This window comes from Variovorax sp. JS1663 (genome assembly GCF_002157355.1).
Lineage (GTDB): Bacteria > Pseudomonadota > Gammaproteobacteria > Burkholderiales > Burkholderiaceae_C > Variovorax.
Genome location: NZ_LYMK01000004.1, coordinates 1 through 23,957 on the forward strand (window position 1 = coordinate 1; position 23,957 = coordinate 23,957).

A 23,957-nucleotide genomic window follows, 5' to 3' on the forward strand; every position below is an offset into this window, starting at 1 on the left:
AACCCCTCCTCATCACGCCCCAGACTCGCCAGCCACCCAAGCCACCAACACCTCACAGCATCGATACCCAAACAACTAACCGCGTCTTCAGCGGAGCCTTCGATTATGACACGGTTTTGAGCCTCTGAGCAAGCAGCCCCAACTATTTTGGTCGCTGGGCCCGTTTGCAGCCGGCCGGCTACTGCCGCGCCGTCCTGATATTCGCCGGCAAGGCCTGCGGCCAACTGGTACGAAACGGGTTGATATCCAACCCACCGCGGCGTGTGTAGCGCGCGTAGACGGCCAGCTTGGTCGGCTGGCAGCGCTGCCAGATGTCCTGGAACATGCGCTCGGCACACGGCTCGTGAAATTCGTTGTGGTTGCGAAAGCTCACGATGTAGGCCAGCAACCCAGCCTGGTCGATCTGCGGCCCGCTGTACCGGATCTGAACGCTCCCCCAATCAGGCTGGCCCGTGACGAGGCAGTTGCTCTTGAGCAGCCGGCTGCACAAGGCCTCGCTCACGGGCGCCTGCGTCGTATCGCTCGACAGCAATTCGGGCGCAGGCAGGTACTGCGTGCACTCGATGTCGAGCCGGTCCAGATCGACGCCATCGAGCTCCTGCACCTGCTCACGGTCGAAGAGATCGGACGCCATCAGCTTCACGCCGATCGCAGCCGATCGGTCAGCGCCGCGCCAGACCGCTTCGCTCAGGTCCGCCCGCAGGCGCTCGCGAACGGCTTCCGCGCTGGCGAAGACAGTGCTGTTGAAGCTGTTGAGGTAGAGCTTGAAGGACTTGCTCTCGATGATGTTGGGCGTCTCGCAGGGGATCGTGAAGTGCGCGATGGCCAGTTGCGGCTTGCCACGGGGATTGAGCCAGCTGAGCTCGAACGCCGTCCAGAGGTCCGCGCCAAAGAACGGCAGCGGATGTGCCGCAATGCCCATGGCCTCGCGCTGCGTGGCACGCGGGATCGGAAACAGAAGGCCGGCGTCATAGCGATCGACATAGGCGGAAGCACGGCCCAGCTGCGATTGTTCAGGTGTGTTGTCGAGGCTCATGCACGTTTCTCGGCGGCTTGCACAAAAGGAATGATGTGTTGCAGCAGGATGTCGCACACCGGCGGCGGCAGGTCGTGACCCATCCCAGGGACCGACACGAAACGCGCCCCGGGAATGCGGCGCGCCGTGTCCTGGCCGCAGGCGATCGGCACCAGCGGATCGGCGTCACCGTGCAAGACCAGCGTCGGACTGACAATGCGCGCCAGCAAGGCATGGCGCCCGCTGTCCGCACCGATGGCCAGCATCTGCCGCACGACGCCGCCCGGCCGGTAGGCGCGGCGCAGGCCACGGGCGATCCGCTCGGTGAGCGCCCGGTCATCCTGCGGATAAGCCGGGCTGGCAATCAAGCGCACGACACCCAGGCTGTGCGCGACGAGCGCGGCCTCGGTCCGGCTGGCCGGACGCCGCATCAGCGCGGCCGCCACGTCGGCGCGCGGCCCCGGCAGGTGGCGCGCGCCACTCGAGCTCATGATGCTGACCAGGCTGGCAATGCGCTGGGGCGCAGCGGCGGCGACGCGCTGCGCGATCATGCCGCCCATGGATGCGCCGACCACATGGGCGCGCCGGATGCCCAAGGCGTCGAGCACGCCGAGCGCATCGTCGGCCATGTCCTGCAGCGAATAGGCAGAGCGCACGGGGAGGCCAATGCGATGCCGCACGCTCTGCCAGAGCAGGTTGCCGGCACCGACCTCGTCGAAGCCCTGGCTCAACCCGATGTCGCGGTTGTCGTGGCGCACCACACGGAAGCCGGCGTCGACCAATGTCCGCACGAACTCGTCCGGCCAGGCGATCAGCTGCATGCCCAGTCCCATGATCAGCAAGACCACCGGCCGGCCTTCGCCGCCGCTGTCCTCGACCTCGATCTGGATGCCGTTGGCCGTCAGCTTCATGGCGCGAGCGCCCCACCGGGAACTCGCACGCGAGCTAAGTGAATTCGCGTTCGCGCAGCCATTTGGTCGCCACCCATTTCTCTCCCATCAGCACAGGGGCGCCGCCGTGCAGGGTGCGCGTCGCGGGATCCGGCCGCTCGTAGCTGAAGAAAACGCCGGTCCCACGCTTGGGCGCAACCTCGAGGCCGACATCAGGGAACGTCGTGGCGCCGCCCTGCTCCGGCTCCTGCAGGTACATCACCAACGTCGCCACGCGCTGCCCGCCACGGCGCAGGATCGTCGGCGTGCCGGGCTCGGCCGGATCGAAATAGTCGTAGTGCGGCCGGTACTGGGCACCGGGCGAGTAGCGCAGGATCTGCAGGCCCTCGCCGAATTCCAGCGGCCAGCGCAGCAGCGTCGCGATGCGCTGCTCCACGCGCGCGACGACGGCGTTTTCGCCGCGCTCGAAGAACATGCCGTCGCTCGTGCGATCCACATTTAGCGCCTCGCCGCCGGTCTTCGTCTCGACGGTGAGCGAGCGCGCGAGCCGCTGGCGCGCGCCCAGGATCAGACCCTCGCATTCCTCTTCGGACAGCAGGTCCCCGAACACGACGACCCGTGGATGGACCATCGTCTGCAGCACTTGAACCCGGCGGTCGCCCGCATCGATGTAGAGCGGCGCGCTCGAGAGATCCGGCCCCGGCATGGCCGTGCGCGCGGGAGGAGCGGCGGCCACGGGGGAGGCGACCAGCGCAGGCTCGAACTCGGCCAGCGCCTTCTCGGCAACATCGGCGTGCCAGCCGGCATCGCGCATCGAGGCCCGCAGGCTGGGAATGGAATGCCCGGCCGCGAGCTGGGTGACGATCCACTCGCGAAGTTCGGGACTGATGGCTTGACCCGTCACGCTGCTTTCCTTCGGAATACGAAACGCTCCGGCGCCGATGCCTGCGCGTCGAAGACGTAACCCTCGAGATCGAACCTCTCCAGCGCCCTGGGCGTGGAGGCCCTGTGCACCACGGCCCAGCGCACCATCAGGCCGCGGGCACGCTTGGCGAAGAAACTGATGACTTTGTACTTGCCATTCTTCCATTCCTCGAAGACGCATTCGACCACGCGGGCTTTCAGCGCCTTGAGGTCGACCGACCGGAAGTACTCCTGCGAGGCCAGGTTGATCACCACCGGCGTGCGGTCTGCCGCCAGGCGCTCGTTCAGGTAGTCGGCGATGCGCGAGTTCCAGAAGGCGTAGAGATCCTTGCCATGCCGGTTGGCCAGTTGCGTACCCATCTCGAGCCGGTAGGGCTGGAGCCGATCCAGCGGACGCAGCACGCCGTAGAGGCCGCTGAGAATGCAGACATGCTCCTGCGCCCAACCCAGTTGGGCCGCGCTCAGCGTCTTCGCGTCGAGCCCGCCATAGACGTCTCCATTGAAGGCCAGCGCCGCCTGCCTGGCATTCGCGGCCGTGCTCCTGGGCGCCCAGGCCGCATAGCGCGCAACGTTGAGCGACGACAGCCTCTCGGACAGCTGCATGAGCGCGGCGATGTCCTGCGGCGACTTCTGTCGCAAGATCTTGATCAGCTCGGCCGCTGGACCGCGGGGTCCTTCGAAGTGCGGCTGGGTGGCAGGGAGGGTGTCGGGCACGGGGGTTTCGTAGTCGAGGGACTTGGCCGGGGAAAGCAGAAACAGCATCCGCGAATTATCGGCGGCGGCGCAACGCACAGGCAGGAAGGGGTATAGAGTCCGCGCTGCATTTCAACCCACTCGCCCTGCAGGAGATCCCAGATGATGGTTGCCTCGTCGCCGCGAACCCGCGCCTTCTTTCTTGCCGCCGCCTGTGCGCTGGCTGCCTGGAGCATGCCGACCCCGACGCAAGCGGCGGCCCCTTTCGCCAAGGAGGTGGCTCCCGGCTACTACCGCATCATGGTGGGTGACTTCGAGGTCACGGCCCTGTCGGACGGCACGGTCGCGCTGCCGGTGGACCAGTTGCTGACCCGCACTACGCCCACCCAGGTGAAGAAGACGCTGGCACGTTCCTATCTCCAGAGCCCGCTCGAAACCTCGGTCAACGGCTACCTGGTCAACACGGGCGAGAAGCTCGTGCTGATCGACACCGGCGCCGCCGGCCTCTTCGGCCCCACGCTGGGCCGGCTCGCCGCCAACCTCAAGGCGGCCGGCTACCAGCCCGAACAGGTAGACGAGGTGTACATCACGCACATGCACCCCGACCACGTGGGTGGCCTGCTGGCGGACGGCAAGCCAGCCTTTCCCAACGCGATCGTGCGGGCCGACAAGCACGACGCCGATTTCTGGCTGAGCCAGGCCAACATGGACAAGGCGCCTGCAGATTCGAAGGGCTTCTTCCAGGGTGCGATGGCCGCGCTGAATCCCTACGTCGCGGCCGGCCGCTTCAAGCCCTTCGACGGCGACACCGAACTGTTGCCCGGCGTGAAGGCACGGGCGGCGCGAGGTCACACGGCAGGCCACAGCATCTACTTCATCGAAAGCAAGGGACAGAAGATGGCGTTCTGGGGCGACCTGATGCATGTGGCCGCGGTCCAGTTCGAGAACCCCTCCATCACCATCCAGTTCGACACGGACTCCAAGGCGGCTGCCGTGCAGCGCCGCAAGGCCTACACCGAAGCTGCCGCGCAGGGCTACCTGGTTGCCGGCGCGCACATTTCCTTCCCCGGCATCGGCCGGCTGCGCGCCCAGGGCAATGGCTACGTCTGGCTCCCGGTGAACTACGCCCCCGGCCGCTGAACGCGGCACCAGCCGCACTCGAATAAAATCCGAGGCTTCCCCACCCTTCGAGACGGCATCCTGCGGGATGCCGTTTTCGTCTTTGCACCGCCCGCACGCCATGAGCGACACCTTGTCCCAACCCGGCCTCCAGAGCCTGTCCAAGTCCTTCGAACCCGCCGCCCTCGAGGCGCACTGGGGTCCCGAGTGGGAGCGGCGCGGCTACGCGCTAGCGGGCTTCCGCGGCACGGGCGCGCCGAAGGCGGATGCGCCCTCGTTCGCGATCCAGCTGCCGCCGCCCAACGTGACCGGCACCCTGCACATGGGCCATGCGTTCAACCAGACGATCATGGACAGCCTCACGCGCTACCACCGCATGAAGGGCGACAACACGCTGTGGGTGCCGGGCACGGACCATGCCGGCATCGCGACCCAGATCGTGGTCGAGCGCCAGCTGCAGGAGCAGAAGATCAGCCGCCACGACCTGGGCCGCAAGAACTTCGTCGCGCGCGTGTGGGAGTGGAAGCAGAAGTCGGGCAACACCATCACCAACCAGATGCGCCGCATGGGCGACACCGTGGACTGGAGCCGCGAGTACTTCACGATGGACGAAAAGCTCTCGACCGTCGTCACCGACACCTTCGTTCGCCTCTATGAAGAAGGCCTGATCTACCGCGGCAAGCGGCTCGTCAACTGGGACCCGGTGCTGAAGACTGCCGTGAGCGACCTGGAAGTGGAGAGCGAAGAGGAGGAAGGCTTCCTCTGGCACATCGCCTACCCGCTCGACGATGGCTCGGGCGCGCTCACGGTCGCCACCACACGGCCTGAGACCATGCTGGGCGACGTCGCCGTGATGGTTCACCCCGAGGACGAGCGCTACAAGGCGCTGATCGGCCGCCAGGTGAAGCTCCCGCTGGTCGACCGCCTGATCCCGGTGATCGCCGACGACTACGTCGACAAGGAGTTCGGCACCGGCGTGGTCAAGGTGACGCCGGCGCATGACCACAACGACTATGCGGTGGGCCTGCGCCACCAGTTGCCCATCATCGGCGTGCTGACGCTGGACGCTGCCATCAACGACAACGCCCCCGAGAAATACCGGGGCCTCGACCGCTTCGAGGCGCGCAAGGCGGTGGTGGCCGACCTCCAGGCGCTGGGACTGCTCGTCGAGACCAAGAAGCACAAGCTCATGGTGCCGCGCTGCGCCCGCACCGGCGCCGTGGTCGAGCCGATGCTGACCGACCAGTGGTTCGTCGCCATGACCAAGCCCGACGCGAAGGGCCAGTCGATCGCCCAGAAGGCCATCGATGCTGTGCGCTCGGGCGAGGTGCGCTTCGTGCCCGAGAACTGGGTCAACACCTACAACCACTGGATGGAGAACATCCAGGACTGGACCATCTCTCGCCAGCTCTGGTGGGGCCATCAGATCCCGGCCTGGTACGACGCCGAAGGCAAGGTGTACGTCGCCCGCAGCGAAGCCGAGGCGCAGGCCCAGGCACCGGGCAAGAAGCTCACGCGCGACGAGGACGTGCTCGACACCTGGTATTCCTCGGCGCTGGTGCCCTTCTCCTCGCTGGGATGGCCCGAACACACGCAGGACTACGACCTCTACCTGCCGTCCACCGTCCTGGTCACCGGCTACGACATCATCTTCTTCTGGGTCGCCCGGATGATCATGATGACCAAGCATTTCACCGGCCGGGTGCCATTCGGGCACGTCTACATCCACGGCCTGGTGCGTGACTCGCATGGCCACAAAATGAGCAAGTCGGAAGGCAACGTGCTCGACCCGGTGGACCTGATCGACGGCATCGCCCTGCCCGAACTGCTGGACAAGCGCACCCAGGGCCTGCGCCGCCCCGAGACGGCGCCGACCGTGCGCAAGAACACGCAGAAGGAATTCCCGGACGGCATTCCGGCCTTCGGCGCCGACGCGCTGCGCTTCACCTTCGCCTCGCTCGCCTCCCTGGGTCGCAACATCAACTTCGACGCCAAGCGCTGCGAGGGCTATCGCAACTTCTGCAACAAGCTGTGGAACGCCACGCGCTTCGTGCTGATGAACTGCGAAGGCCAGGACTGCGGCCTGCGCGAGCACACCAAGGAAGAGTGCGCACCCGCTCGCACAGACAGTGCGAGCGGCCTCACCATTCCCGCGGGGCCGGCACACGGCTACCTGAAGTTCAGCCAGGCCGACCGCTGGATCGCCTCGCAGCTGCAGCGCGTCGAAGCCGAGGTGGCCAAGGGCTTCGAGGAATACCGGCTGGACAACGTGGCCAACGCCATCTATCAGTTCGCTTGGGACGAGTTCTGCGACTGGTATCTCGAGATCGCCAAGGTCCAGATCCAGCAGGGCGAGGATGCACAGCGGCGCGCCACCCGCCGTACGCTGATCCGCACGCTCGAGGCGCTGCTGCGCCTGGCGCATCCGCTCATCCCCTTCATCACGGAAGAGCTCTGGCAGAAGGTCGCCCCGGTGGCCGGCCGCGGCGGCGAGTCGGTGATGGTCGCGCCCTATCCGCAGAGCCAGCCCGGGAAGATCGACGAAGCGGCAGAGGCGCACGTGGCGCGGGTCAAGCAGCTCGTGGACGCCTGCCGCACGCTGCGCGGGGAGATGAACGTCTCGCCGGCCATGCGGCTGCCGCTCTACGTGGTGGCTGACACGGCCGCCAGCGGCGCCTTCGTGCACGAGGCCGCGCCGGTGCTGCAGGCGCTGGCGAAGCTCAAGGAAGTGAAAGTCTTCGACGACGAGGCGTCCTGGTCTGCTGCGGCCGAGGCCGCGCCGGTGGCGGTGGTGGGCGACGTGCGCCTGTGCCTGCACATGGAAATCGACAAGGCCGCGGAAAAAGCCCGCATCGGCAAGGAGGTGGCACGCATCGAAGGCGAGATCGCCAAGGTCAACGCCAAACTCGGCAACGAGGCCTTCGTCGCCAAGGCGCCGGCCGCGGTGATCGAGCAGGAGCGCAAGCGCCTGGCAGACTTCAGCGCCACCCTGGAGCGGCTGCGCGACCAGCTTGTGCGCCTCGGCTGACACTGCCCGGCGGCGGAGAGCTTTAGTATTCGGGTTCGGCGCGCAAAGCGCGCCAGCCCGTTCCGATTCATCCCTTCCGACCAGAAGCCCAAGCCCATGTCCACTTCTCCCAAGCGCATCCGCAAGGCCGTGTTCCCTGTCGCCGGCTTCGGCACCCGTTTCCTGCCGGCCACCAAGGCCCAGCCCAAGGAGATGCTGCCGGTGGTGGACAAGCCGCTGATCCAGTACGCCGTCGAGGAGGCCTATGCAGCCGGCATCCGCGACATGATCTTCGTCACGGGCCGCAACAAGCGCGCCATCGAGGACCACTACGACACCGCCTACGAGCTGGAGAGCCAGCTCGAGGCCAGCAACAAGCTGGAGCTGCTGAACATCGCGCGCTCGGTGATGCCGGACGACATGACCTGCTCCTACGTGCGCCAGCCCCGCATGCTGGGCCTGGGCCATGCAGTACTCTGCGCCGAGCACCTCGTCGGCGACGAGCCCTTCGCCGTGCTGCTGGCCGATGACCTGATGGTCGGTCCGGACAACGGCGAGCCAGTGCTCGCACAGATGGTCCGTGCCTTCGCCCGCCTCGGCGGCTCGCTGCTGGCGGTGCAGGAAGTGCCGCTGGAGCACGTCAAGCGCTACGGCATCGTGGCCGGCGAGGCCCTCGAGGAAGGCCTGGTCAAGGTCAACCGCATGGTCGAGAAGCCCAAGCCCGAGGACGCGCCCTCGCGCCTCGGCGTCGCGGGCCGCTACATCCTGACGCCGGGCGTGTTCAACGAGATCCGCAACCAGCCCAAGGGTGCCGGCGGCGAGATCCAGCTGACCGACGGCATCGCCGCGCTGATGAAGAAGGAATCCGTCTACGCCTACGCCTACCAGGGCGTGCGCTACGACTGCGGCAGCAAGGAAGGCTTCCTGCAGGCCAGCGTCGAGCTGGCGCTGGCGCACCCGGAGGTGGGCGCCCAGTTCCGCGCTTATCTCAAGACCCTGGAACTCTGACCGGCACGGCCGCTACCAGCGGCTCGACAAAGCGCACCAGCTCCTCGTCGCTGATCGGCGTGAGCGGCAGGTCGAAGGCTTCGCGCAGACGCGCCACCAGCGCCTGCGCCCACAGCGCGTTCCACACCAGCCCCGGATGCCGGTCCGCCAGGACCGCGTTGCGGGGATCGTCGCCGATGGTGTTGGTCACGCGGAGCGTGGGACCGAGCTCGACCGTCCTGTAGTCCGGCTTGCCATTGGCATCGCGCGAGCCCCAATGGGACCGGAACCAGGCCAGGTCGTCGAAGTAGGCGACGCGGGGATCGCCCTCGGCCAGGCGCCGGATCGCGGCGTTGAAGCCATCCAGCGCGGTCCGGATGTTGCGAATCTCGGCCGCGGACTGCCAGCGCTCGAAGTTGGCGGGGTCGTCCGCCTCGTTGCCGATGCCGGCCAGCAGGATCCGCGTGGAAGGATGCGCCCTGCGGATCAGCGCCACCGCCGAACCGATCTCGCCCGCGCAGTAGGACGTCACCTCGCGCAGCTGTGGCGCAGCGGGATCGCTGGCCTGCAGATCCATCAGCCCGGCCCAATTGTTGAGCCCGATGCGGATCACCACCACGCCACGTGTCCAGCGCTCGGGGTCCTCGTTCATCAGCGCGACCAGGCGCGGCGCCTGGCGGAAGCGCCCGCCCATCAGGTTCTTGCAGGCCGCGCCGGAATTGGCGAAGTTGTAGAGGTAGTCCTCCTTCCGCGGCGCGCGGCCGCCCCGCAGGCCCATCCATTCACGTGCCAGCGCCACCACGCCGGGGCGCCCCCAGCGCACCCAGGGGCCAGGGTCCAGTTGCTGGCCACGCAGCCGGGCCAGCACTTCGGTCCACTGGAAGGTGCGCGAACGCAAGGGGCCGCCGCGCTCGATGGTGTCGGCGGGAAACCAGGCATGGTCCTGGTAGGCGTGGCTGTTGGAATCGCCCAGCACCGCCAGCGGAATCGCGCCGGACGCCGCGGCACCGGAAGGGGAAATGTCGTTCGGCATGCCGTCGCTCCACAGGCCCAGCGTGAGCGCGCCCGCCGCCACGACCAGCGCCAGGGCCCCTGCGGCAAGGCGGGCGCTGCGCTTCACGGCGGCACCGTCAGCGGCGGCGCAGGACGTGGATGAAGTCGTCGCCCACCGTCTGCTGCTCGACCAGGTCGTTGCCGGTCTGGCGTGCAAAGGCCTGGAAGTCGCGCACCGAGCCCGGGTCGGTGGACACCACCTTGAGCAGTTGCCCGCTCTGCATCTCGTTGAGCAACTTCTTGGCCTTCAGGATGGGCAGCGGACAGTTGAGTCCGCGCGTGTCGATTTCTTTGTGGATGTCCATCGGTGTTCCTTGTGCCGGCTCCGCTGATTCTAGGAGGCGGCAGGCGCCGTGCCCGCGGCGGGCTCCGCCGGTCGCGGCCAATCCATGAACTGTGGCTCGTGTCCACGCGTGCGAAGCCAGTCGGCCAGCGCATAGCCGGTGCCGGCCGGCCAGCAGCGCAGCTTGGCCAGGTCGTAGAGCCGGTAGTCGACCAACTCCGGCGACAGCCGCACCTCGCCGTCGGCCACCGCGTGGTAGGCGATGATCACCTGGTTCATGCGCTGGAAGTCGTAGACGCCGACCAGGTTCAGCGCGCTGGCATCGAGGTTGGTCTCTTCCTTGATCTCGCGCGCGATGCCTTCCTGCGGCGTCTCGCCGGCCTCCATGAAGCCGGTGATCAGCGCATACATCTTGTGCGGCCACGCAGCATTGCGCGCCAGCAGCACCTGGCCGCGGTACTCGATGATCGCGGCCAGCACCGGCGTCGGGTTGTTCCAATGGGTCCAGCCACAGGCCGGGCATCGCAGGCGCGACTTGGGGCCGCCATCCTCGGCCAGCTCGATGCGTGCCAGCGGCGTGGCGCAGGCCGTGCAGAACTTCGGATCGGACATCTCGTTCAGGCAGGGAAGACGCCAGTGGACAGGTAGCGGTCGCCGCGATCGCAGACCACGAAGACGATGGTCGCGTTCTCCACCGTCCTGGCGATCTCGAGCGCGACCCACAACGCACCGGCCGAAGAGATGCCCGCGAAGATGCCCTCCTCGCGCGCCAGGCGTCGGCACATCTCCTCCGCATGGTCCTGGCTCACGTGCACCAGCTGGTCGACCCGGCTGGGCTCGTAGATCTTCGGCAGGTACTCTTCCGGCCACTTGCGGATGCCCGGGATGCGCGAGCCTTCCTCGGGCTGCGCACCGACGATGCGCACCGCGGCGTTCTTTTCCTTGAGGAAGCGGGAAACGCCGGTGATGGTCCCGGTGGTGCCCATCGCGCTCACGAAGTGCGTGATGCCCCCGCCGGTATCGGCCCAGATCTCGGGCCCGGTGGTCTCGTAGTGGATGCGCGGGTTGTCAGGATTGGCGAACTGGTCGAGCACGCGTCCCTTGCCCTGCGCGACCATCTGCTCGGCCAGGTCTCGCGCGTACTCCATGCCGCCGCTCTTGGGGGTGAGCAAGAGCTCGGCGCCGAAGGCCTTCATGGTCTGGGCCCGTTCGACCGAAAGGTCCTCCGGCATGATCAGCACCATGCGGTAGCCCTTGATGGCCGCCGCCATCGCGAGCGCGATGCCGGTGTTGCCCGATGTCGCCTCGATGAGCGTGTCGCCCGGCTTGATCTCGCCGCGCTCCTCGGCGCGCTTGATCATCGAGAGCGCCGGCCGGTCCTTCACCGAACCCGCGGGATTGTTGCCTTCCAGCTTGGCGAGGATCACGTTGCCTCGCTTCTCGTTCTCTGCGGCATCGATGCGCTGGAGCGCGGCCAGCGGCGTCTTGCCGATCGCGTCCTCGATCGTCGGATAGTTCGGGTGTGCCATGGCAGGCACTGTGCCATAATTTTGGGCTTCCTTCCTTCCCCTGCCCGGGTGGTGAAATTGGTAGACGCAGGGGACTCAAAATCCCCCGCCGCAAGGCGTGCCGGTTCGATTCCGGCCCCGGGCACCACGGCACAGCCTGCCCCCCAGGCCAGCGCCGGCATCCTCCGATCTCGAAAACACCTTGTTACGCTGCAGCGGCCCCTTGCACTCGGCAGGCAGGCGCTTTGGGCTACGCTCGCCTTGTAAGAAATCACCTACAAGAGGAGAGCGCGTTGCCACGACTGATCATCATGATCGGCGCCAGCCAAACCAAGCAAATCGCGCTGGGCACGGAGACCACGATCGGCCGCGCGAGCGGCAATGACGTCGTCATCGACGCGGATCAGGTGAGCCGTTTGCACGCGCAGATCTCCGTCGGCCCCGCCTTCGTTACCATCAAGGACATGGGCAGCCGCAATGGCACCTTCGTCAATGACGCGCGGATCGACAGCCAGGTCCTGGCGAACGGGGACAACATCCGCGTCGGCGCTTGCGAGATGCGATTCCTGGCGGGCGATCAGGAATACACGCAAGTCGAGGCCTTGCGACTGATGACCGTCCCAGGACTGCTCGTGGACCTCGACAAGCTGCGCGGCCCGGCGGCGTCCGCCAGGTAGCCCACGACGGGGCCGATTCGGCTCGCCGCATCCTCGGGCTGGCCGGCCGCATCCTGATCTCGGCCATGGGCCTGACGGTCGCGATGCTCAGCGTCACCGGTGTGGCCATCTGGCTGCGCAAGCGGCGGGCGCAAGCGGACGCCGCCAAGCAACAACGCGGCGCGCGCGCCATGGCGCTGCCCTAAGCCTCGATCTGCATCGCGGGCCGCGCCTGCACCTTCTGCAGCCAGGCCTGCACGTGCGCGTGCGAGGACACCGGCGCACCGAGGTAGACGCTGTAGCCGATCACCGAGCCAACCACGAGGTCCACGAGCGAGTAGTCCGCGCCCAGCATCCAGGGCTGCTTCGCCAGGCGCGCGTCGAGCAGAGCGAGCAACTGGTTCAATCCTTCGCGCGCGGCCTCCGCATGGACCGCGCTGCGCAGCGCTTCCTCGCCATGCGCCGCGACCTGCAGGCGCACCAGCACCGCACCGTAGGTGACGTAGGACCACGCACACCAGGACATCGCCTGCAGCCGCTCGGGCGCGTCCGCCTTCGGCCACAGGCCACGCGCCACGCCGTAGCGCTCGCCCAGCCACAGGTGGATCGCGAGCGCCTCGAACATCGGCGCGCCGTCCACCGTGAGCGTGGGCACCTTGCCATTGGGATTGAGCGCGAGGTATTCCAGCTTGCGCTGCTCGCCGCTGCGGATGTCGATCTTGACGCGCTCGTGCGGCACGCCCAGCTCCGCAAGGGCGCAGGCGATGGGAGTGGCGCTGGACATGGGGTGCCAGTAGAGGACGAGGGACATGGTGGACTCCTGGTTGGGTCGGGGTTTCGAGGGACTGTCGCGGCCGCGGCGGATGTCATGAACTCTAGACATCATTGCGGACAGATTCCGCCCTCGATGCAAGCTACAGTCCTGCAGCCATGCTGACCGCCTCCTCACGCCTTCTTCGCCTGCTCTCCTTGCTGCAGACCCGCCGCCACTGGGCCGGCGCCGAACTCGCCGGGCGGCTGGAGGTGCACCCCCGCACACTGCGCCGTGACATCGACCGCCTGCGCGAGCTGGGCTACCCCGTGCACGCCAGCAGCGGCGTGGCGGGGGGCTACGCATTCCGCCCGGGCCACGCGCTGCCGCCTCTGCTGCTCGACGACGAGGAGGCGCTCGCCACCGCGATCGCGCTGCGCACCGCGACGGCCGGCGCCGTCACCGGCATCGAGGAGGCGTCGCTGCGCGCGCTCGTCAAGCTCGAGCAGGTGATGCCATCGCGCCTGCACCGCCGGGTCGACGCGCTGCGCTCCGCCATCGTGCCGCTGGACCGGGCCGGGCCCGTGGTCGACGCAGCCCAGCTCGCGCAACTGGCCGCCGCCTGCCGCGAGCAACTGCGCCTGTCTTTCGACTACGGCGACAGCCAGGGCCGCGCCAGCGTCCGCACCGTGGAGCCGCAGGGCGTGGTGCACACCGGCCACCGCTGGTACCTCGTGGCCTGGGACCCGGCGCGCCAGGACTGGCGCACCTTCCGCATCGACCGCATCGCGGGCACGCTCGCCACCGGAGCCCACTTCGCGCCGCGCCCAGCGCCCGAGGGCGGCGACCTGCGCGCTTACGTGTCGCGCTCGCTCGCGGTCAGCCCCTACTCCGAGCAGGCGCGCATAGTGCTGCACGCGCCACGCGCGACGATGGCGCGGCGCATCCCGCCGTCGGCCGGTTTGCTGGAGGAGATCGATGCGAAGCGCTGCCTGCTCCAATGCGGCGCGAACGCGCTCGATTCGCTGGTCTACTGGCTGATGGCGCTCGACGTGGACTACGAGGTGCTGGAGCCCGCTACGCTGAAGGAGCGGCTGCGCGTGGCGGGGGAACGGCTTGCTCGATGCCTGGCGGCCGGTGACGGGCGGAAGAAGAAGGCAAGACCCGCCTGAGCGTCACGCATCGCGCAGCAGCGCCATCGCGTAGCTGTCGTGGTACATGCCATCGATCAGGAAGGACTTGCGCCTGATGCCCTCCATCTCGAATCCCAGGCGTTCGTAGAGCGCCTTGGCATTCAGGTTGTCGGCGCGGACGATCAGTTCGATGCGGGTCATCCCCGTGGCCCAGGCCTTCGCGATCGTGGCCTCCATCAACCGGCGGCCGACGCCCTGGTGCCGGGCGCCGGCAACCAGGCCGATCCCGAGGACGCCGACATGCCTGCGCGCCTCGCCAAGCACGGGGAGGATGTCGCACCAGCCCACGACCTCCCCCTCCGCCACCGCCAGGAACTGGCATTGCCCCTTCTCGAGGACATTCCGATAGAAGGCGAAGACCAGTTCGGCCGGTGGCGCCTGGAGAAAGGCGAGGAAGCGCCTTTCCCTCGCCACCACATCGAGCGCGCGATGGAGCGATTCGAAGTAGGGCTCTGCGAGCGGGACGATCGACACGTTCATGATTTCCTGCCTTGCATGCGGCCGCATGCGCCGCACGCAATTCTCCGCCCGAGTACTTGAACGGGTGGATCTTGCGTGCACGAACGTCCTTCCAACTCAATCCCAGACCGGCGCAAGCCCCTCCGGATTCACCAGGCGATCCCCTCGCTCCAGCGCGTCGATGCGCGCCATCTCCGCTTCGGTGAGGCGCAATGCCTGCGCCGCCAGGTTGCTCTCGAGGTTCGCGCGCTTCGTCGACGAGGGAATCACGGCGAAGCCATGCTGCATCCCCCAGGCCAGCACCACTTGCGCTGTCGTGGCGCCGCGCTCGTGCGCGATGGCCTGGACCACCGGCTCCTGCAGGGCCTTGCCGTAGCCGAGGGTCATGTAGGAGGTAGTGTGGATGCCATGCCCGGCCGTGAAGGCGACCACCTGGCGGTTCTGCAATGCCGGATGGAGCTCGATCTGGTGCGTGGCGATGCGCTGGGCGCCGACGGCATCGATGGCCTGCTGCAGCAGCGCGATGTTGAAGTTCGACACGCCGATGCGCCTGGTCAGGCCCTGGTCCTGCGCCGCGGCCAGCGCGCCCATGAACTCGGCCACCGGCACCGCGCCGCCTGGCGACGGCCAGTGGATCAGCGTCAGGTCCACATGGTCGGTGCGCAGCTTGTCGAGGCTGTCCTGCAGGCTAGGCACGAGCTTGTCGCCGGCGAGGTTCTCGGTCCAGATCTTGGTGGTGACGAAGAGCGCGTCGCGCGGCACGCCGCTCTCGGCGATGGCCTGCCCGACCTCGGCTTCATTGCCGTAGATCTGCGCGGTGTCGATGAGGCGGTAGCCGAGCGCGAGGCCCGTCTTGACGGAGTCGATCACGACCTGCCACTGCAGGCGGAAGGTGCCGAGGCCGAGGGCGGGAATGGTGCGGGTGTTCATGATGACGAAGGGTAGAAGTTGCGAGAGAAGGAAGACAGGACTCAGTGCCCGACCGGCACCGGCCCGGCGGCACGCACCGGGATCCCGGCGCGGCGGTCCAGCGTGCCGCTCCAGTGCGTGAGCGCCAGAGACACCAGCACGACCGCGGCACCGATCCAGGGCGTGTGCATCAGGCCCAGATGCGTGACGATCAGGCCGCCCGCCCAGGCGGCGCCGGCGATGCCGAGGTTGAAGGCCGCGATGTTCAGGCCCGAGGCCACGTCCACCGCCTGCGGCGTGTAGCGTTCGGCCTGCTTAACCACGTAAACCTGCAGGCCCGGCACGTTGCCGAAGGCGACGGCGCCCCACAGCAGCACCGTGACGACGGCGAGCCACGGGTGCGGGGCCGTGAAGTTGAACAGCAGCAGCACCGCGGCGAGCAGCGCGAAGATGATCCGCAGCGCGGGAATCGGGCCCTGGCGGTCGGCCAGCCGGCCGCCCCAGATGTTGCCCACCGCGACCGAGACGCCGTACACCAGCATCACCCAGCCCACGGCACCGGCCGAGAAGCCTGAGACCTCTTGCAGGATCGGTGCCAGGAACGTGAAGGGAATGAAAGAGCCGCCGTAGCCGATGGCCGTCTTGGCATAGACCAGCAGCAGTCGTGGCTCGGCCAGCACCTTCGCCTGCTGCACCAGCGAGGCCGGCGGGGTGTGGCGGATATTGCCGGGCACGAAGATCCAGCTGCCGACAAAGGCGATCACGCCCAGCGCGGAGACCGCGAGGAAGGTCTCGCGCCAGCCGAAATGCTGGCCGATGAAGGTGCCCAGCGGCACGCCGGTGACCAGCGCCACCGTCAGGCCGGTGAACATGATCGCGATGGCGCTGGCCGCCTTCTCCTTCGGCACCAGGCCTGTGGCGATGGTGGAGCCGATGGAGAAGAACACGCCGTGCGCGAGGCCGGTGAGCACGCGCGCCACGATCAGCGATTCGTAGCCCGGCGCCTGCCACGCGAGCAGGTTGCCGGCAGTGAACAGGGCCATCAGGCCGAGCAGCAGCGCCTTGCGCGGCAGGCGGCCGGTGAAGGCGGTGAGCACCGGTGCGCCGACGGCAACGCCGAGCGCATACAGGCTGACCAGCAGGCCAGCTGACGGCAGGCCGATGCCGAGGTCCGCCGCGACGGTGGGGATGAGGCCGACGATCACGAACTCGGTCGTGCCGATGGCGAATGCGCTGAGAGTCAGCGCGAGCAATGCAATGGGCATGGAGACACTCCTGTGGGAATGGCAGGAGTGTGGGGCTGCGATCCTTGCAGAATAAGTGGGCTTTCCTCATAAGATATTTGATCCAAAATCAACAATTGATCCGGCGCGTCCGGCAGGTCCATGAAAACCACGCTCGAAGAACTGCAGGCCTTCACCGCCGTGGTCGACACCGGCTCGGTCACCGCGGCGGCCGAGCGCCTGGACCAGACGGTGTCGGGCATCAGCCGCGCGCTGGGCCGGCTCGAGAAGAAGCTGGGCACCACGCTTCTGCGCCGGACGACGCGGCGCATCGAGCTCACCGAGGAAGGGCAGGCCTTCCTCACCCACGCGCGAGCGATCCTCGCCGCCATCGACTCGGCGGAGGAGCAGATGGCGTTGCGACGCCAGCAGCCGGCGGGACGCCTGCGCGTGAACGCCGCCACGCCCTTCATGCTGCATGCCATCGTGCCCCTCGTGGCCGCCTTCCGCGCCGCCTATCCGCAGATCGACCTGGAGCTGGACACCGACGAGCTCAACATCGACCTTCTGGAGCGCCGCACCGACATCGCGATCCGCATCGGCGCGCTGCGCGATTCGACGCTGCACGCACGCCCCCTCGGCACCAGCCGCATCCGGGTGCTGGCCAGCCCGGCCTACCTCGTGCGCCACGGCCGGCCGCGCTCGGTGGCCGGCCTGGCGAAACACCTGCTGCTGGGCTTCACCCAGCCCGAATCGCTCAACCGCTGGCCGTTGCGCGGCGCGCATGGCGACGAGTGGCCCATCAAGCCTGCGATCACGGCGTCGAGCGGCGAGACGCTGCGCCGGCTGGCACTGGAAGGCGCCGGGATCGTGTGCCTCTCGGACTTCATGACCGCCGGCGACCGCGCGCGCGGGGACCTGGTGCAACTGCTGGCGCGCGACACGGTGGAGGTGCGCCAGCCGATCAACGCGGTGTACTACCGTAACACCGCGCTGGCGGCGCGGGTCACCTGCTTCCTGGATTTCATCGCGGGCCGGCTGGGTGGGTGGGATCTGAGCCGGCGGACCACCGACAGCAGCACGGCGCCAGCCCGCACAGCCGGGGGGGCCCTCAATGAAGGCAAAATCCGCGAAACCCACGAGACGCCCACCCCTTCATGAAGATTGCTACCTGGAACGTCAACTCCCTCACCGCCCGCCTGCAACACGTGCTGGACTGGCTGATCGCCAACCCGGTCGACGTGCTGTGCATGCAGGAGCTCAAGCTGACCGACGACAAGTTCCCGCTGGAGGTGCTGCAGTCGGCCGGCTACCACGCGGCGGTGTTCGGGCAGAAGACCTACAACGGCGTCGCTATCCTGAGCCTGGCGCCTTCGCGCGACGTGGCGAAGAACATCGGCGGCTTTGCCGACGACCATTCGCGCGTGATCAGCGCCACGGTGGACACGCCCTCCGGCCCGCTGCGCGTCGTGAACGGCTACTTCGTCAACGGGCAGGCACCGGGCACGGAGAAGTTCGCCTACAAGATGAGCTGGCTTCGCGCGCTGCGCGACTGGCTGCGCGAAGAGATGGCGGCGCACCCGCGGCTCGTCCTGCTGGGTGACTTCAACATCACGCCGGAAGACCGCGACAGCTACGACCCGGTGGGCCTGGCCGAGACCATCCACCACACCACCGAGGAGCGCGAGCATTTCAAGGCGCTCCTGCAGCTGGGCCTGGTCGACGGCTTCCGCCTGTTCGAGCAGCCGGAGAAGAGCTACTCGTGGTGGGACTACCGCATGCTGGGCTACCAGAAGAACCGCGGGCTGCGCATCGACCACATCCTGCTGAGCCAGCCGCTGGTGCCGCTGGCGAAGGGCTGCGTGATCGACCGCGCGCCGCGCAAGTGGGACAAGCCCAGCGACCATGCCCCCGTGATCCTGGAACTCGACGCATGAACATCGCACTCAAGACCCTCGCACTCAAGACCCTCGCACTCAGGACCCTCGCACTCAGGACCCTCGTTCTGGCGGCCGCGCTCACCCTGTCCGCCTGCTCGATCTTCAAGCAGGACACCGCCACCGGCCCGACGTCCTCGCGCGATACCGACGGGCCTGCGGACGAAGTCGTCAAGCCCTCGGCGGAAGTGCCGACCACGCGCCTCATCACGGCGCAGACGCCTGCCGTGCGCGCCTACCGCAAGGTCGGCGCGCAGCACATCTACAAGACCTACCCCAAGCGCATCTACAAGGGAAAGATCCCGCCGCTGGTCTACGCGGTGGTGGTGACGGAAACCGACATCGACAGCACAGGCAAGGTGACGGGCGTGTACTTCTCCCGCACGCCCAGCCACGCGCCGGAGGTGAGCGGGCTGATTGCCCAGCTGATCAAGGAAGCATCCCCGCTGCCCAGCCCGGGCAAGCTCGGCGGCCACACCTACGTCGACACCTGGCTGTGGGACAGGAGCGGCAACTTCCAGCTCGACACGCTAACGCTGGGCCAGCGCAGCCGCTGAGCACGGCGCCCCCTTTGGCCCGCGCCTATTCCAGGCCCAGTTCCTGGATCTTGCGGGTGATCGTGTTGCGGCCGATGCCGAGCTTCTGCGCCGCCTCGATACGGCGGCCCCGGGTGTTGGCGAGCGCAGTGAGGATCAGGCGTGACTCGAAGCGGCGCGTCAGCGTGTCCCAGACGTCGTGACGGCCGGCCGCGAGCAGGCTCTGCGCTTCCTGCTCCAGGCCGCTTTCCCAGGCTGAAACAGAAGCAGCAGCGACGACAGGGGCTGGCGCGACGGCCTGTGGCAACGGGCTCACCACCGGCTCGTGTTCCTCGATCGCCGGCGCGGCGGCAAACGCGGCCGCCGACGGCGCCTCTGCCGGCGCGGCGACCATCACCTCGGGCGGCAAATCCTTGGCCTCGATCAACTGCGAAGGCGCCATCACGGTCAGCCAATGGCAGATGTTCTCCAGCTGCCGGACGTTGCCGGGGAAGGAGAAGGTCGAGAGCTGTGCCAGCGCCGCATCCGAGATACGCTTGGGCTCCACGCCCAGTTGCTTGGCGCTCTGCTGCAGGAAATGGCGGGTCAGCGCGGGGACGTCCTCGCCGCGCTCGCGCAGCGCGGGCAGCCGCAGGCGGATCACGTTGAGGCGGTGGAACAGGTCCTCGCGGAAGCCGCCCTGCTTGACCCGCTGCTCCAGGTCCTGGTGGGTGGCGGCAATGACGCGCACGTTGGCCTTGACCGAGTTGTGGCCACCGACGCGATAGAAGTGTCCGTCGCTCAGCACGCGCAGCAGGCGCGTCTGCAGGTCGAAGGGCATGTCGCCGATCTCGTCGAGGAAGAGCGTGCCGCCCTCGGCCTGCTCGAAGCGCCCGCGCCGCATGGTCTGCGCGCCGGTGAAGGCGCCGCGCTCATGGCCGAAGAGCTCGCTCTCCAAAAGGTCCTTCGGAATCGCGGCCGTGTTGATCGCCACGAAGGGCCCGCTGGCCCGGGGCGAATGCTTGTGCAGCGCGCGCGCGACCAGTTCCTTGCCGCTGCCGGACTCGCCGGTGATCAGCACGGTCACGTTGCTCTGCGACAGACGTCCGATGGCACGGAACACGTCCTGCATGGCCGGCGCCTGGCCCAGCATCTCTGGCGTGGCCGCCATGCGTTCCTCGGCCACCTCCTCGCGCTGGCTCTCGTCGACCGCGCGGCGGATCAGCTCGACCGCGCGCGGCAGGTCGAAGGGCTTGGGCAGGTATTCGAAGGCGCCGCCCTGGAAGGCCGAGACGGCGCTGTCGAGGTCGGAGAAGGCCGTCATGATGATGACCGGCAGGCTGGGATGCTTGGCCTTGATCTTGTCGAGCAGATCCAGGCCCGAACCGCCCGGCATGCGGATGTCGCTCACCAGGACTTGCGGGCCCTGCGACTCGTCGTCGGCCGCGGCCTCGAGGGCGGCGAGCACCTCGCGCGTGTTGGTGAAACTGCGGGTGGGCAGGTCCTCGCGCAGCAGCGCCTTTTCCAGCACGAAGCGGATCGATTGGTCGTCATCCACTATCCAGATCGGCTTCATGCAGTTCCTTCTTCCCTGTCCTAAGGCAACGGTATCAATATCTTGAAATCGGTCCGGCCCGGAACACTGTCGCACTCGATCACGCCATGGTGCTGTTGCACGAAAGTTTGCGCCAGCGTCAATCCAAGGCCCGTCCCGCCTTCCCTGCCCGACACCAGCGGGTAGAAGATGCGGTCCTTGATCGTGTCCGGCACGCCCGGTCCATTGTCGATGACATGCAATTCCAGTGCCAGTCGGTACCACTGCTTGTTGAAGATCACCTGACGCGCGACGCGGGTCTTGAGCGTGATGCTGGCATCGCCCGCTGCACGCCGCTCGGCAAGCGCCTGCGCCGCGTTGTGGACGATGTTGAGCGTGGCCTGGATGAGCTGCTCGCGGTCGCCGCGGAACTCCGGGATCGACACGTCGAAGTCACGCTCGATGTGCAGGTCGCGCGGGAACTCGGCGAGGATCACCGAGCGCACGCGCTCGCACACCTCATGAATGTTGACGTCGCCGACCACGTGCGGACGGCGGTGCGGCGCGAGCAGGCGATCGACCAGCGTCTGGAGGCGATCGGCCTCGTGGATGATGACCTGCGTGTACTCGACCTGGTCGCGCGACTCGACCTCCATCTGCAGCAACTGCGCGGCGCCGCGGATGCCGCCGAGCGGGTTCTTGATCTCGTGCGCGAGGTTGCGGATCAGCTCCTTGTTGGCTTGCGCCTGGTCGAGCAGGCGCTCCTCGCGGTCTTGCCGCGCCTGTTGTTCGAGCGGCGACATCTCGATGATCAGCTCGCCGGGTTTGTCGCCCTGGGCGAGCGTGACCTGCACCGGCATCAGCTCGTGGTTGACGCGGCGCAGGAGCGCTTCGTAGCGCAGGGTGGCGAAGTCGTTGCTGCGCGCGCCGTCGATGGCGGTGCGCAGCACCTGGGGCTCGTGGAAGCAGGCGCCGAACTGGGAGCCTTCGAGGGTGCGACGGGAGGTGCCGAGCGCGTCCTCGAGACCGGCGTTGGCGAACAGCACCGAGCCGTCGGTGCGCACCACCGCGATCAGCGTGGAGAGGAGGTCGAAGGCCTGGAAGCGCTTGGCGGCGGCAGCGGATTTGCCGAAGGCCATCAACGCGCGGCCGGCAGGCGGCCGATCTCGCGGCGGATGCCGGCGATGTCGCTCTCGTTGCGCGCGATCTCGGCTTTCATTTCGGCCACGCGGTCCAGGTACTTCTGGTAGTTGCGGGCCTCGCTGCCCTGCTTCTCGGGCTCGCCGTTGTTGTAATCCTTGAGCAGTTGCGCCTGGCGCTCCTCGGCCTTCTTGAGCTCGGTCTCGAGCACGGTGCGGGCCTCGCCGTCGCGGGCACGCTGGTCGGTGCTCTCCACGCGCGGGCTGCCGGCGGGCGCCCGAACCGTGGAGGTGCTGCCTGCGGCGGCAGCGGCAACCGGGCGGCTGCCCTGGACCACGGTGACGTTGCCGCCTTCCATGATCTTGCAGCCGCGCTGCTGGGCCAGGGTTGCGTTGTTGGTGTACTCGTTGCCGCAGCGCCAGACGCGCTCCTGTTGCGCCTGGGCCTGCATGGGGATGCCGGCCGCTGCCGCGGCGGCCAGCAGGAGAGCGAGAGAGGTCTTCATGATCGTCGAGTGCAAAGTGGGCAACCAGCCGGCATTTTCATGCAATTCGATGCCATCGCCATGCGGGTGGTTCCGCCCATGAAAAAAGGACGGCAGGCCGTCCTTTTCTCACGCGGATCGCCCCGATGGGGCGATCACCTTACAGGGAGTAGTACATGTCGAATTCGACCGGGTGTGTGGCCATCCGGAAGCGCGTGACTTCCTGCATCTTCAGGTCGATGTAGGCGTCGATGTAGGCATCGGTGAACACGCCGCCCTTGGTCAGGAAGGTACGGTCCTTGTCGAGGTACTCGAGCGCCTGGTCGAGGCTGTGGCACACGGTCGGGATCAGTGCGTCCTCTTCAGGCGGCAGGTGGTAGAGGTCCTTGCTGGCGGCTTCGCCCGGATGGATCTTGTTCTCCACGCCGTCCAGGCCGGCCATGAGCATGGCGGCGAAGCCGAGGTAGGGGTTCATCATCGGATCGGGGAAGCGCGCCTCGACGCGGCGGCCCTTCGGATTGGCCACGAAGGGGATGCGGATCGAAGCCGAACGGTTCTTGGCCGAGTAGGCCAGCTTCACCGGGGCTTCGAAGCCGGGCACCAGGCGCTTGTAGCTGTTGGTGCCGGGGTTGGTGATGGCGTTCAGCGCACGGGCGTGCTTGATGATGCCGCCGATGTAGTGCAGCGCGAAGTCGCTGAGGCCGGCGTAGCCGTCGCCTGCAAACAGGTTCTTGCCGTCCTTCCAGACCGACTGGTGCACGTGCATGCCGGAGCCGTTGTCGCCCACGATGGGCTTGGGCATGAAGGTCGCGGTCTTGCCGTAGGCATGGGCCACGTTGTGGATCACGTACTTCTGCAGTTGAACCCAGTCGGCGCGCTGGATCAGCGTGCTGAACTTGGTGCCGAGTTCCATCTGGCCGGCGTTGGCGACTTCGTGGTGATGCACTTCGACCGGGATGCCCAGCGACTCGAGCACCAGGCACATCTCGGAGCGCATGTCCTGGAAGCTGTCGACCGGCGGGACCGGGAAGTAGCCGCCCTTGACGGCCGGGCGGTGACCCGTGTTGCCGTGCTCGAATTCCTTGCCGGTGTTCCACGAGGCCTCTTCGGATTCGATCTTGACGAAGCAGCCGGACATGTCGTTCTGCCAACGCACGCCGTCGAAGACGAAGAACTCGGGCTCGGGTCCGAAGTAGGCGGTGTCGCCCAGGCCGGAGGCCTTCATGTAGGCCTCGGCGCGCTTGGCGAGCGAGCGCGGGTCACGCTCATAGGGCTTGCCGTCGGTGGGATCGACCACGTCGCAGGTCAGGATCAGGGTGGTCTCTTCGAAGAAGGGATCGATGTTGGCCGTGTTCGGATCGGGCATGAGCAGCATGTCCGAGGCCTCGATGCCCTTCCAACCGGCGATCGAGGAGCCGTCGAAGGCGTGGCCGTCGTTGAACTTGCCCTCGTCGAAGTGCGAGACCGGCACGGTCACGTGCTGTTCCTTGCCGCGGGTGTCGGTGAATCGAAAGTCGACGAACTTGACCTCGTTTTCCTTCACGAGCTTGAGTACATCGGCGACGGTCTTAGCCATCAGGCTTCTCCTTGGATCGGTAGTGGTTGGAAATTCAGCGGAATCTGGAATGCAGGTTCTATGCCATTGTCAGGGGCAGCAAGCGCTGCCCGGCCCCTTGT

Annotated in this window: 24 protein-coding genes and 1 tRNA gene; 9 read left to right on the plus strand and 16 right to left on the minus strand. The window is 67.5% G+C overall.

Annotated features, from left to right (window positions below):
- Nucleotides 1-178 precede the first annotated feature (178 nt).
- The 4 genes from queF to yaaA are packed head-to-tail and all read right to left on the minus strand — an operon-like array spanning nt 179 to nt 3,591.
- The gene (gene queF, locus A8M77_RS04950) at nt 179-1,036 is read right to left on the minus strand and encodes an NADPH-dependent 7-cyano-7-deazaguanine reductase QueF (RefSeq protein ID WP_086920449.1); all 858 of its coding nucleotides are present in this window, start codon (nt 1,034-1,036) and stop codon (nt 179-181) included.
- The gene (locus tag A8M77_RS04955) at nt 1,033-1,926 is read right to left on the minus strand and encodes an alpha/beta fold hydrolase (RefSeq protein WP_086920450.1); all 894 of its coding nucleotides are present in this window, start codon (nt 1,924-1,926) and stop codon (nt 1,033-1,035) included. The genes queF and A8M77_RS04955 overlap by 4 nt, the downstream gene beginning before the upstream one ends.
- 34 nt (nt 1,927-1,960) lie before the next feature.
- A complete protein-coding gene (locus A8M77_RS04960) occupies nt 1,961-2,809 on the minus strand; it encodes a 2OG-Fe(II) oxygenase (protein WP_086920451.1) in 849 nt (282 codons plus the stop codon).
- Nucleotides 2,806-3,591 carry a peroxide stress protein YaaA gene (yaaA, locus tag A8M77_RS04965; RefSeq protein ID WP_086920452.1) on the minus strand — a complete coding sequence of 262 codons (786 nt, stop codon included), beginning with the start codon at nt 3,589-3,591 and terminating at the stop codon, nt 2,806-2,808. Before yaaA ends, A8M77_RS04960 begins: the two co-directional genes overlap by 4 nt.
- A gap of 93 nt (nt 3,592-3,684) precedes the next feature.
- Here yaaA and A8M77_RS04970 point away from each other — a divergent pair, with 93 nt between their 5' ends.
- The 3 genes from A8M77_RS04970 to galU all read left to right on the plus strand — a co-directional run bounded on the left by A8M77_RS04970 (nt 3,685) and on the right by galU (nt 8,656).
- Complete coding sequence (locus tag A8M77_RS04970) at nt 3,685-4,662, plus strand: MBL fold metallo-hydrolase (protein WP_086920453.1); 978 nt, start codon at nt 3,685-3,687, stop codon at nt 4,660-4,662.
- A 100-nt stretch (nt 4,663-4,762) separates the two neighbouring features.
- The gene (locus tag A8M77_RS04975; protein ID WP_086920454.1) at nt 4,763-7,669 is read left to right on the plus strand and encodes a valine--tRNA ligase; all 2,907 of its coding nucleotides are present in this window, start codon (nt 4,763-4,765) and stop codon (nt 7,667-7,669) included.
- A gap of 96 nt (nt 7,670-7,765) precedes the next feature.
- Nucleotides 7,766-8,656 (plus strand): UTP--glucose-1-phosphate uridylyltransferase GalU, encoded by an 891-nt coding sequence (galU, locus tag A8M77_RS04980; RefSeq protein WP_086920455.1) that lies wholly within the window; start codon nt 7,766-7,768, stop codon nt 8,654-8,656.
- On the opposite strand, the gene A8M77_RS04985 is transcribed toward galU, so the two are convergent.
- The 4 genes from A8M77_RS04985 to cysM are packed head-to-tail and all read right to left on the minus strand — an operon-like array spanning nt 8,637 to nt 11,500.
- Complete coding sequence (locus A8M77_RS04985; protein ID WP_238136723.1) at nt 8,637-9,755, minus strand: SGNH/GDSL hydrolase family protein; 1,119 nt, start codon at nt 9,753-9,755, stop codon at nt 8,637-8,639. The genes galU and A8M77_RS04985 overlap by 20 nt on opposite strands.
- Before the next feature lie 10 nt (nt 9,756-9,765).
- Nucleotides 9,766-9,993 (minus strand): sulfurtransferase TusA family protein, encoded by a 228-nt coding sequence (locus A8M77_RS04990; protein WP_086920456.1) that lies wholly within the window; start codon nt 9,991-9,993, stop codon nt 9,766-9,768.
- Nucleotides 9,994-10,022: 29 nt separating this feature from the next.
- Nucleotides 10,023-10,583, minus strand: a complete 561-nt coding sequence (locus tag A8M77_RS04995) for an NUDIX hydrolase (RefSeq protein ID WP_086920457.1) — start codon at nt 10,581-10,583, stop codon at nt 10,023-10,025.
- Between the two features lie 5 nt (nt 10,584-10,588).
- Nucleotides 10,589-11,500, minus strand: coding sequence for a cysteine synthase CysM (gene cysM, locus A8M77_RS05000; protein ID WP_086920458.1), 912 nt, complete (start codon nt 11,498-11,500; stop codon nt 10,589-10,591).
- Between the two features lie 42 nt (nt 11,501-11,542).
- Here cysM and A8M77_RS05005 point away from each other — a divergent pair.
- Nucleotides 11,543-11,627, plus strand: a tRNA-Leu gene (locus A8M77_RS05005).
- Nucleotides 11,628-11,772: 145 nt separating this feature from the next.
- Entirely contained in the window at nt 11,773-12,156 is a 384-nt protein-coding gene (locus tag A8M77_RS05010) for an FHA domain-containing protein (protein ID WP_086920459.1), read from the plus strand.
- A 181-nt stretch (nt 12,157-12,337) separates the two neighbouring features.
- Here A8M77_RS05010 and A8M77_RS05015 read toward each other — a convergent pair whose 3' ends face one another.
- Nucleotides 12,338-12,946, minus strand: a complete 609-nt coding sequence (locus A8M77_RS05015) for a glutathione S-transferase family protein (protein WP_086920460.1) — start codon at nt 12,944-12,946, stop codon at nt 12,338-12,340.
- A gap of 119 nt (nt 12,947-13,065) precedes the next feature.
- Here A8M77_RS05015 and A8M77_RS05020 point away from each other — a divergent pair, with 119 nt between their 5' ends.
- Nucleotides 13,066-14,058, plus strand: coding sequence for a helix-turn-helix transcriptional regulator (locus tag A8M77_RS05020; protein ID WP_086920461.1), 993 nt, complete (start codon nt 13,066-13,068; stop codon nt 14,056-14,058).
- A gap of 3 nt (nt 14,059-14,061) precedes the next feature.
- Here the strand turns inward: A8M77_RS05020 and A8M77_RS05025 are convergent, their stop codons facing one another.
- The 3 genes from A8M77_RS05025 to A8M77_RS05035 form a co-directional block, all read right to left on the minus strand.
- Nucleotides 14,062-14,559, minus strand: coding sequence for a GNAT family N-acetyltransferase (locus A8M77_RS05025; protein WP_086920462.1), 498 nt, complete (start codon nt 14,557-14,559; stop codon nt 14,062-14,064).
- Between the two features lie 96 nt (nt 14,560-14,655).
- Complete coding sequence (gene dkgB / locus A8M77_RS05030; protein ID WP_086920463.1) at nt 14,656-15,468, minus strand: 2,5-didehydrogluconate reductase DkgB; 813 nt, start codon at nt 15,466-15,468, stop codon at nt 14,656-14,658.
- A gap of 41 nt (nt 15,469-15,509) precedes the next feature.
- Complete coding sequence (locus A8M77_RS05035; protein WP_086920464.1) at nt 15,510-16,712, minus strand: MFS transporter; 1,203 nt, start codon at nt 16,710-16,712, stop codon at nt 15,510-15,512.
- Between the two features lie 120 nt (nt 16,713-16,832).
- Between A8M77_RS05035 and A8M77_RS05040 the strand changes: the two genes are divergently transcribed.
- From A8M77_RS05040 to A8M77_RS05050, 3 genes are read left to right on the plus strand one after another with little or no spacing between them, the layout of a single operon-like run.
- Nucleotides 16,833-17,831 carry a LysR substrate-binding domain-containing protein gene (locus tag A8M77_RS05040; protein WP_086920465.1) on the plus strand — a complete coding sequence of 333 codons (999 nt, stop codon included), beginning with the start codon at nt 16,833-16,835 and terminating at the stop codon, nt 17,829-17,831.
- Nucleotides 17,828-18,607, plus strand: coding sequence for an exodeoxyribonuclease III (xth, locus tag A8M77_RS05045; protein ID WP_086920466.1), 780 nt, complete (start codon nt 17,828-17,830; stop codon nt 18,605-18,607). Before A8M77_RS05040 ends, xth begins: the two co-directional genes overlap by 4 nt.
- Complete coding sequence (locus tag A8M77_RS05050; protein ID WP_086920467.1) at nt 18,604-19,164, plus strand: hypothetical protein; 561 nt, start codon at nt 18,604-18,606, stop codon at nt 19,162-19,164. Before xth ends, A8M77_RS05050 begins: the two co-directional genes overlap by 4 nt.
- A gap of 25 nt (nt 19,165-19,189) precedes the next feature.
- Here the strand turns inward: A8M77_RS05050 and ntrC are convergent, their stop codons facing one another.
- The 4 genes from ntrC to glnA all read right to left on the minus strand — a co-directional run bounded on the left by ntrC (nt 19,190) and on the right by glnA (nt 23,856).
- Entirely contained in the window at nt 19,190-20,698 is a 1,509-nt protein-coding gene (gene ntrC / locus A8M77_RS05055) for a nitrogen regulation protein NR(I) (RefSeq protein WP_086920468.1), read from the minus strand.
- 20 nt (nt 20,699-20,718) lie between these two features.
- Nucleotides 20,719-21,795 carry a nitrogen regulation protein NR(II) gene (glnL, locus tag A8M77_RS05060; protein WP_086920469.1) on the minus strand — a complete coding sequence of 359 codons (1,077 nt, stop codon included), beginning with the start codon at nt 21,793-21,795 and terminating at the stop codon, nt 20,719-20,721.
- Nucleotides 21,795-22,301: a hypothetical protein gene (locus tag A8M77_RS05065; RefSeq protein ID WP_086920661.1), complete on the minus strand. Its 507-nt coding sequence runs from the start codon at nt 22,299-22,301 to the stop codon at nt 21,795-21,797. The genes glnL and A8M77_RS05065 overlap by 1 nt, the downstream gene beginning before the upstream one ends.
- Before the next feature lie 139 nt (nt 22,302-22,440).
- A complete protein-coding gene (gene glnA / locus A8M77_RS05070; protein WP_086920470.1) occupies nt 22,441-23,856 on the minus strand; it encodes a type I glutamate--ammonia ligase in 1,416 nt (471 codons plus the stop codon).
- Nucleotides 23,857-23,957 lie beyond the last annotated feature (101 nt).

Coding starts and splice junctions, on each gene's coding strand:
- A8M77_RS05020 (WP_086920461.1), top strand. CDS start 13,066: ATGCTGACCGCCTCCTCACGCCTTCTTCGCCTGCTCTCCTTGCTGCAG.
- A8M77_RS05025 (WP_086920462.1), bottom strand. CDS start 14,559: ATGAACGTGTCGATCGTCCCGCTCGCAGAGCCCTACTTCGAATCGCTC.
- A8M77_RS05035 (WP_086920464.1), bottom strand. CDS start 16,712: ATGCCCATTGCATTGCTCGCGCTGACTCTCAGCGCATTCGCCATCGGC.
- A8M77_RS04995 (WP_086920457.1), bottom strand. CDS start 10,583: ATGTCCGATCCGAAGTTCTGCACGGCCTGCGCCACGCCGCTGGCACGC.
- A8M77_RS04990 (WP_086920456.1), bottom strand. CDS start 9,993: ATGGACATCCACAAAGAAATCGACACGCGCGGACTCAACTGTCCGCTG.
- glnL (WP_086920469.1), bottom strand. CDS start 21,795: ATGGCCTTCGGCAAATCCGCTGCCGCCGCCAAGCGCTTCCAGGCCTTC.
- A8M77_RS04975 (WP_086920454.1), top strand. CDS start 4,763: ATGAGCGACACCTTGTCCCAACCCGGCCTCCAGAGCCTGTCCAAGTCC.
- A8M77_RS05040 (WP_086920465.1), top strand. CDS start 16,833: ATGAAAACCACGCTCGAAGAACTGCAGGCCTTCACCGCCGTGGTCGAC.
- xth (WP_086920466.1), top strand. CDS start 17,828: ATGAAGATTGCTACCTGGAACGTCAACTCCCTCACCGCCCGCCTGCAA.
- ntrC (WP_086920468.1), bottom strand. CDS start 20,698: ATGAAGCCGATCTGGATAGTGGATGACGACCAATCGATCCGCTTCGTG.
- A8M77_RS04955 (WP_086920450.1), bottom strand. CDS start 1,926: ATGAAGCTGACGGCCAACGGCATCCAGATCGAGGTCGAGGACAGCGGC.
- queF (WP_086920449.1), bottom strand. CDS start 1,036: ATGAGCCTCGACAACACACCTGAACAATCGCAGCTGGGCCGTGCTTCC.
- yaaA (WP_086920452.1), bottom strand. CDS start 3,591: ATGCTGTTTCTGCTTTCCCCGGCCAAGTCCCTCGACTACGAAACCCCC.
- A8M77_RS04970 (WP_086920453.1), top strand. CDS start 3,685: ATGATGGTTGCCTCGTCGCCGCGAACCCGCGCCTTCTTTCTTGCCGCC.
- dkgB (WP_086920463.1), bottom strand. CDS start 15,468: ATGAACACCCGCACCATTCCCGCCCTCGGCCTCGGCACCTTCCGCCTG.
- cysM (WP_086920458.1), bottom strand. CDS start 11,500: ATGGCACACCCGAACTATCCGACGATCGAGGACGCGATCGGCAAGACG.
- galU (WP_086920455.1), top strand. CDS start 7,766: ATGTCCACTTCTCCCAAGCGCATCCGCAAGGCCGTGTTCCCTGTCGCC.
- glnA (WP_086920470.1), bottom strand. CDS start 23,856: ATGGCTAAGACCGTCGCCGATGTACTCAAGCTCGTGAAGGAAAACGAG.
- A8M77_RS05065 (WP_086920661.1), bottom strand. CDS start 22,301: ATGAAGACCTCTCTCGCTCTCCTGCTGGCCGCCGCGGCAGCGGCCGGC.
- A8M77_RS05050 (WP_086920467.1), top strand. CDS start 18,604: ATGAACATCGCACTCAAGACCCTCGCACTCAAGACCCTCGCACTCAGG.
- A8M77_RS05015 (WP_086920460.1), bottom strand. CDS start 12,946: ATGTCCCTCGTCCTCTACTGGCACCCCATGTCCAGCGCCACTCCCATC.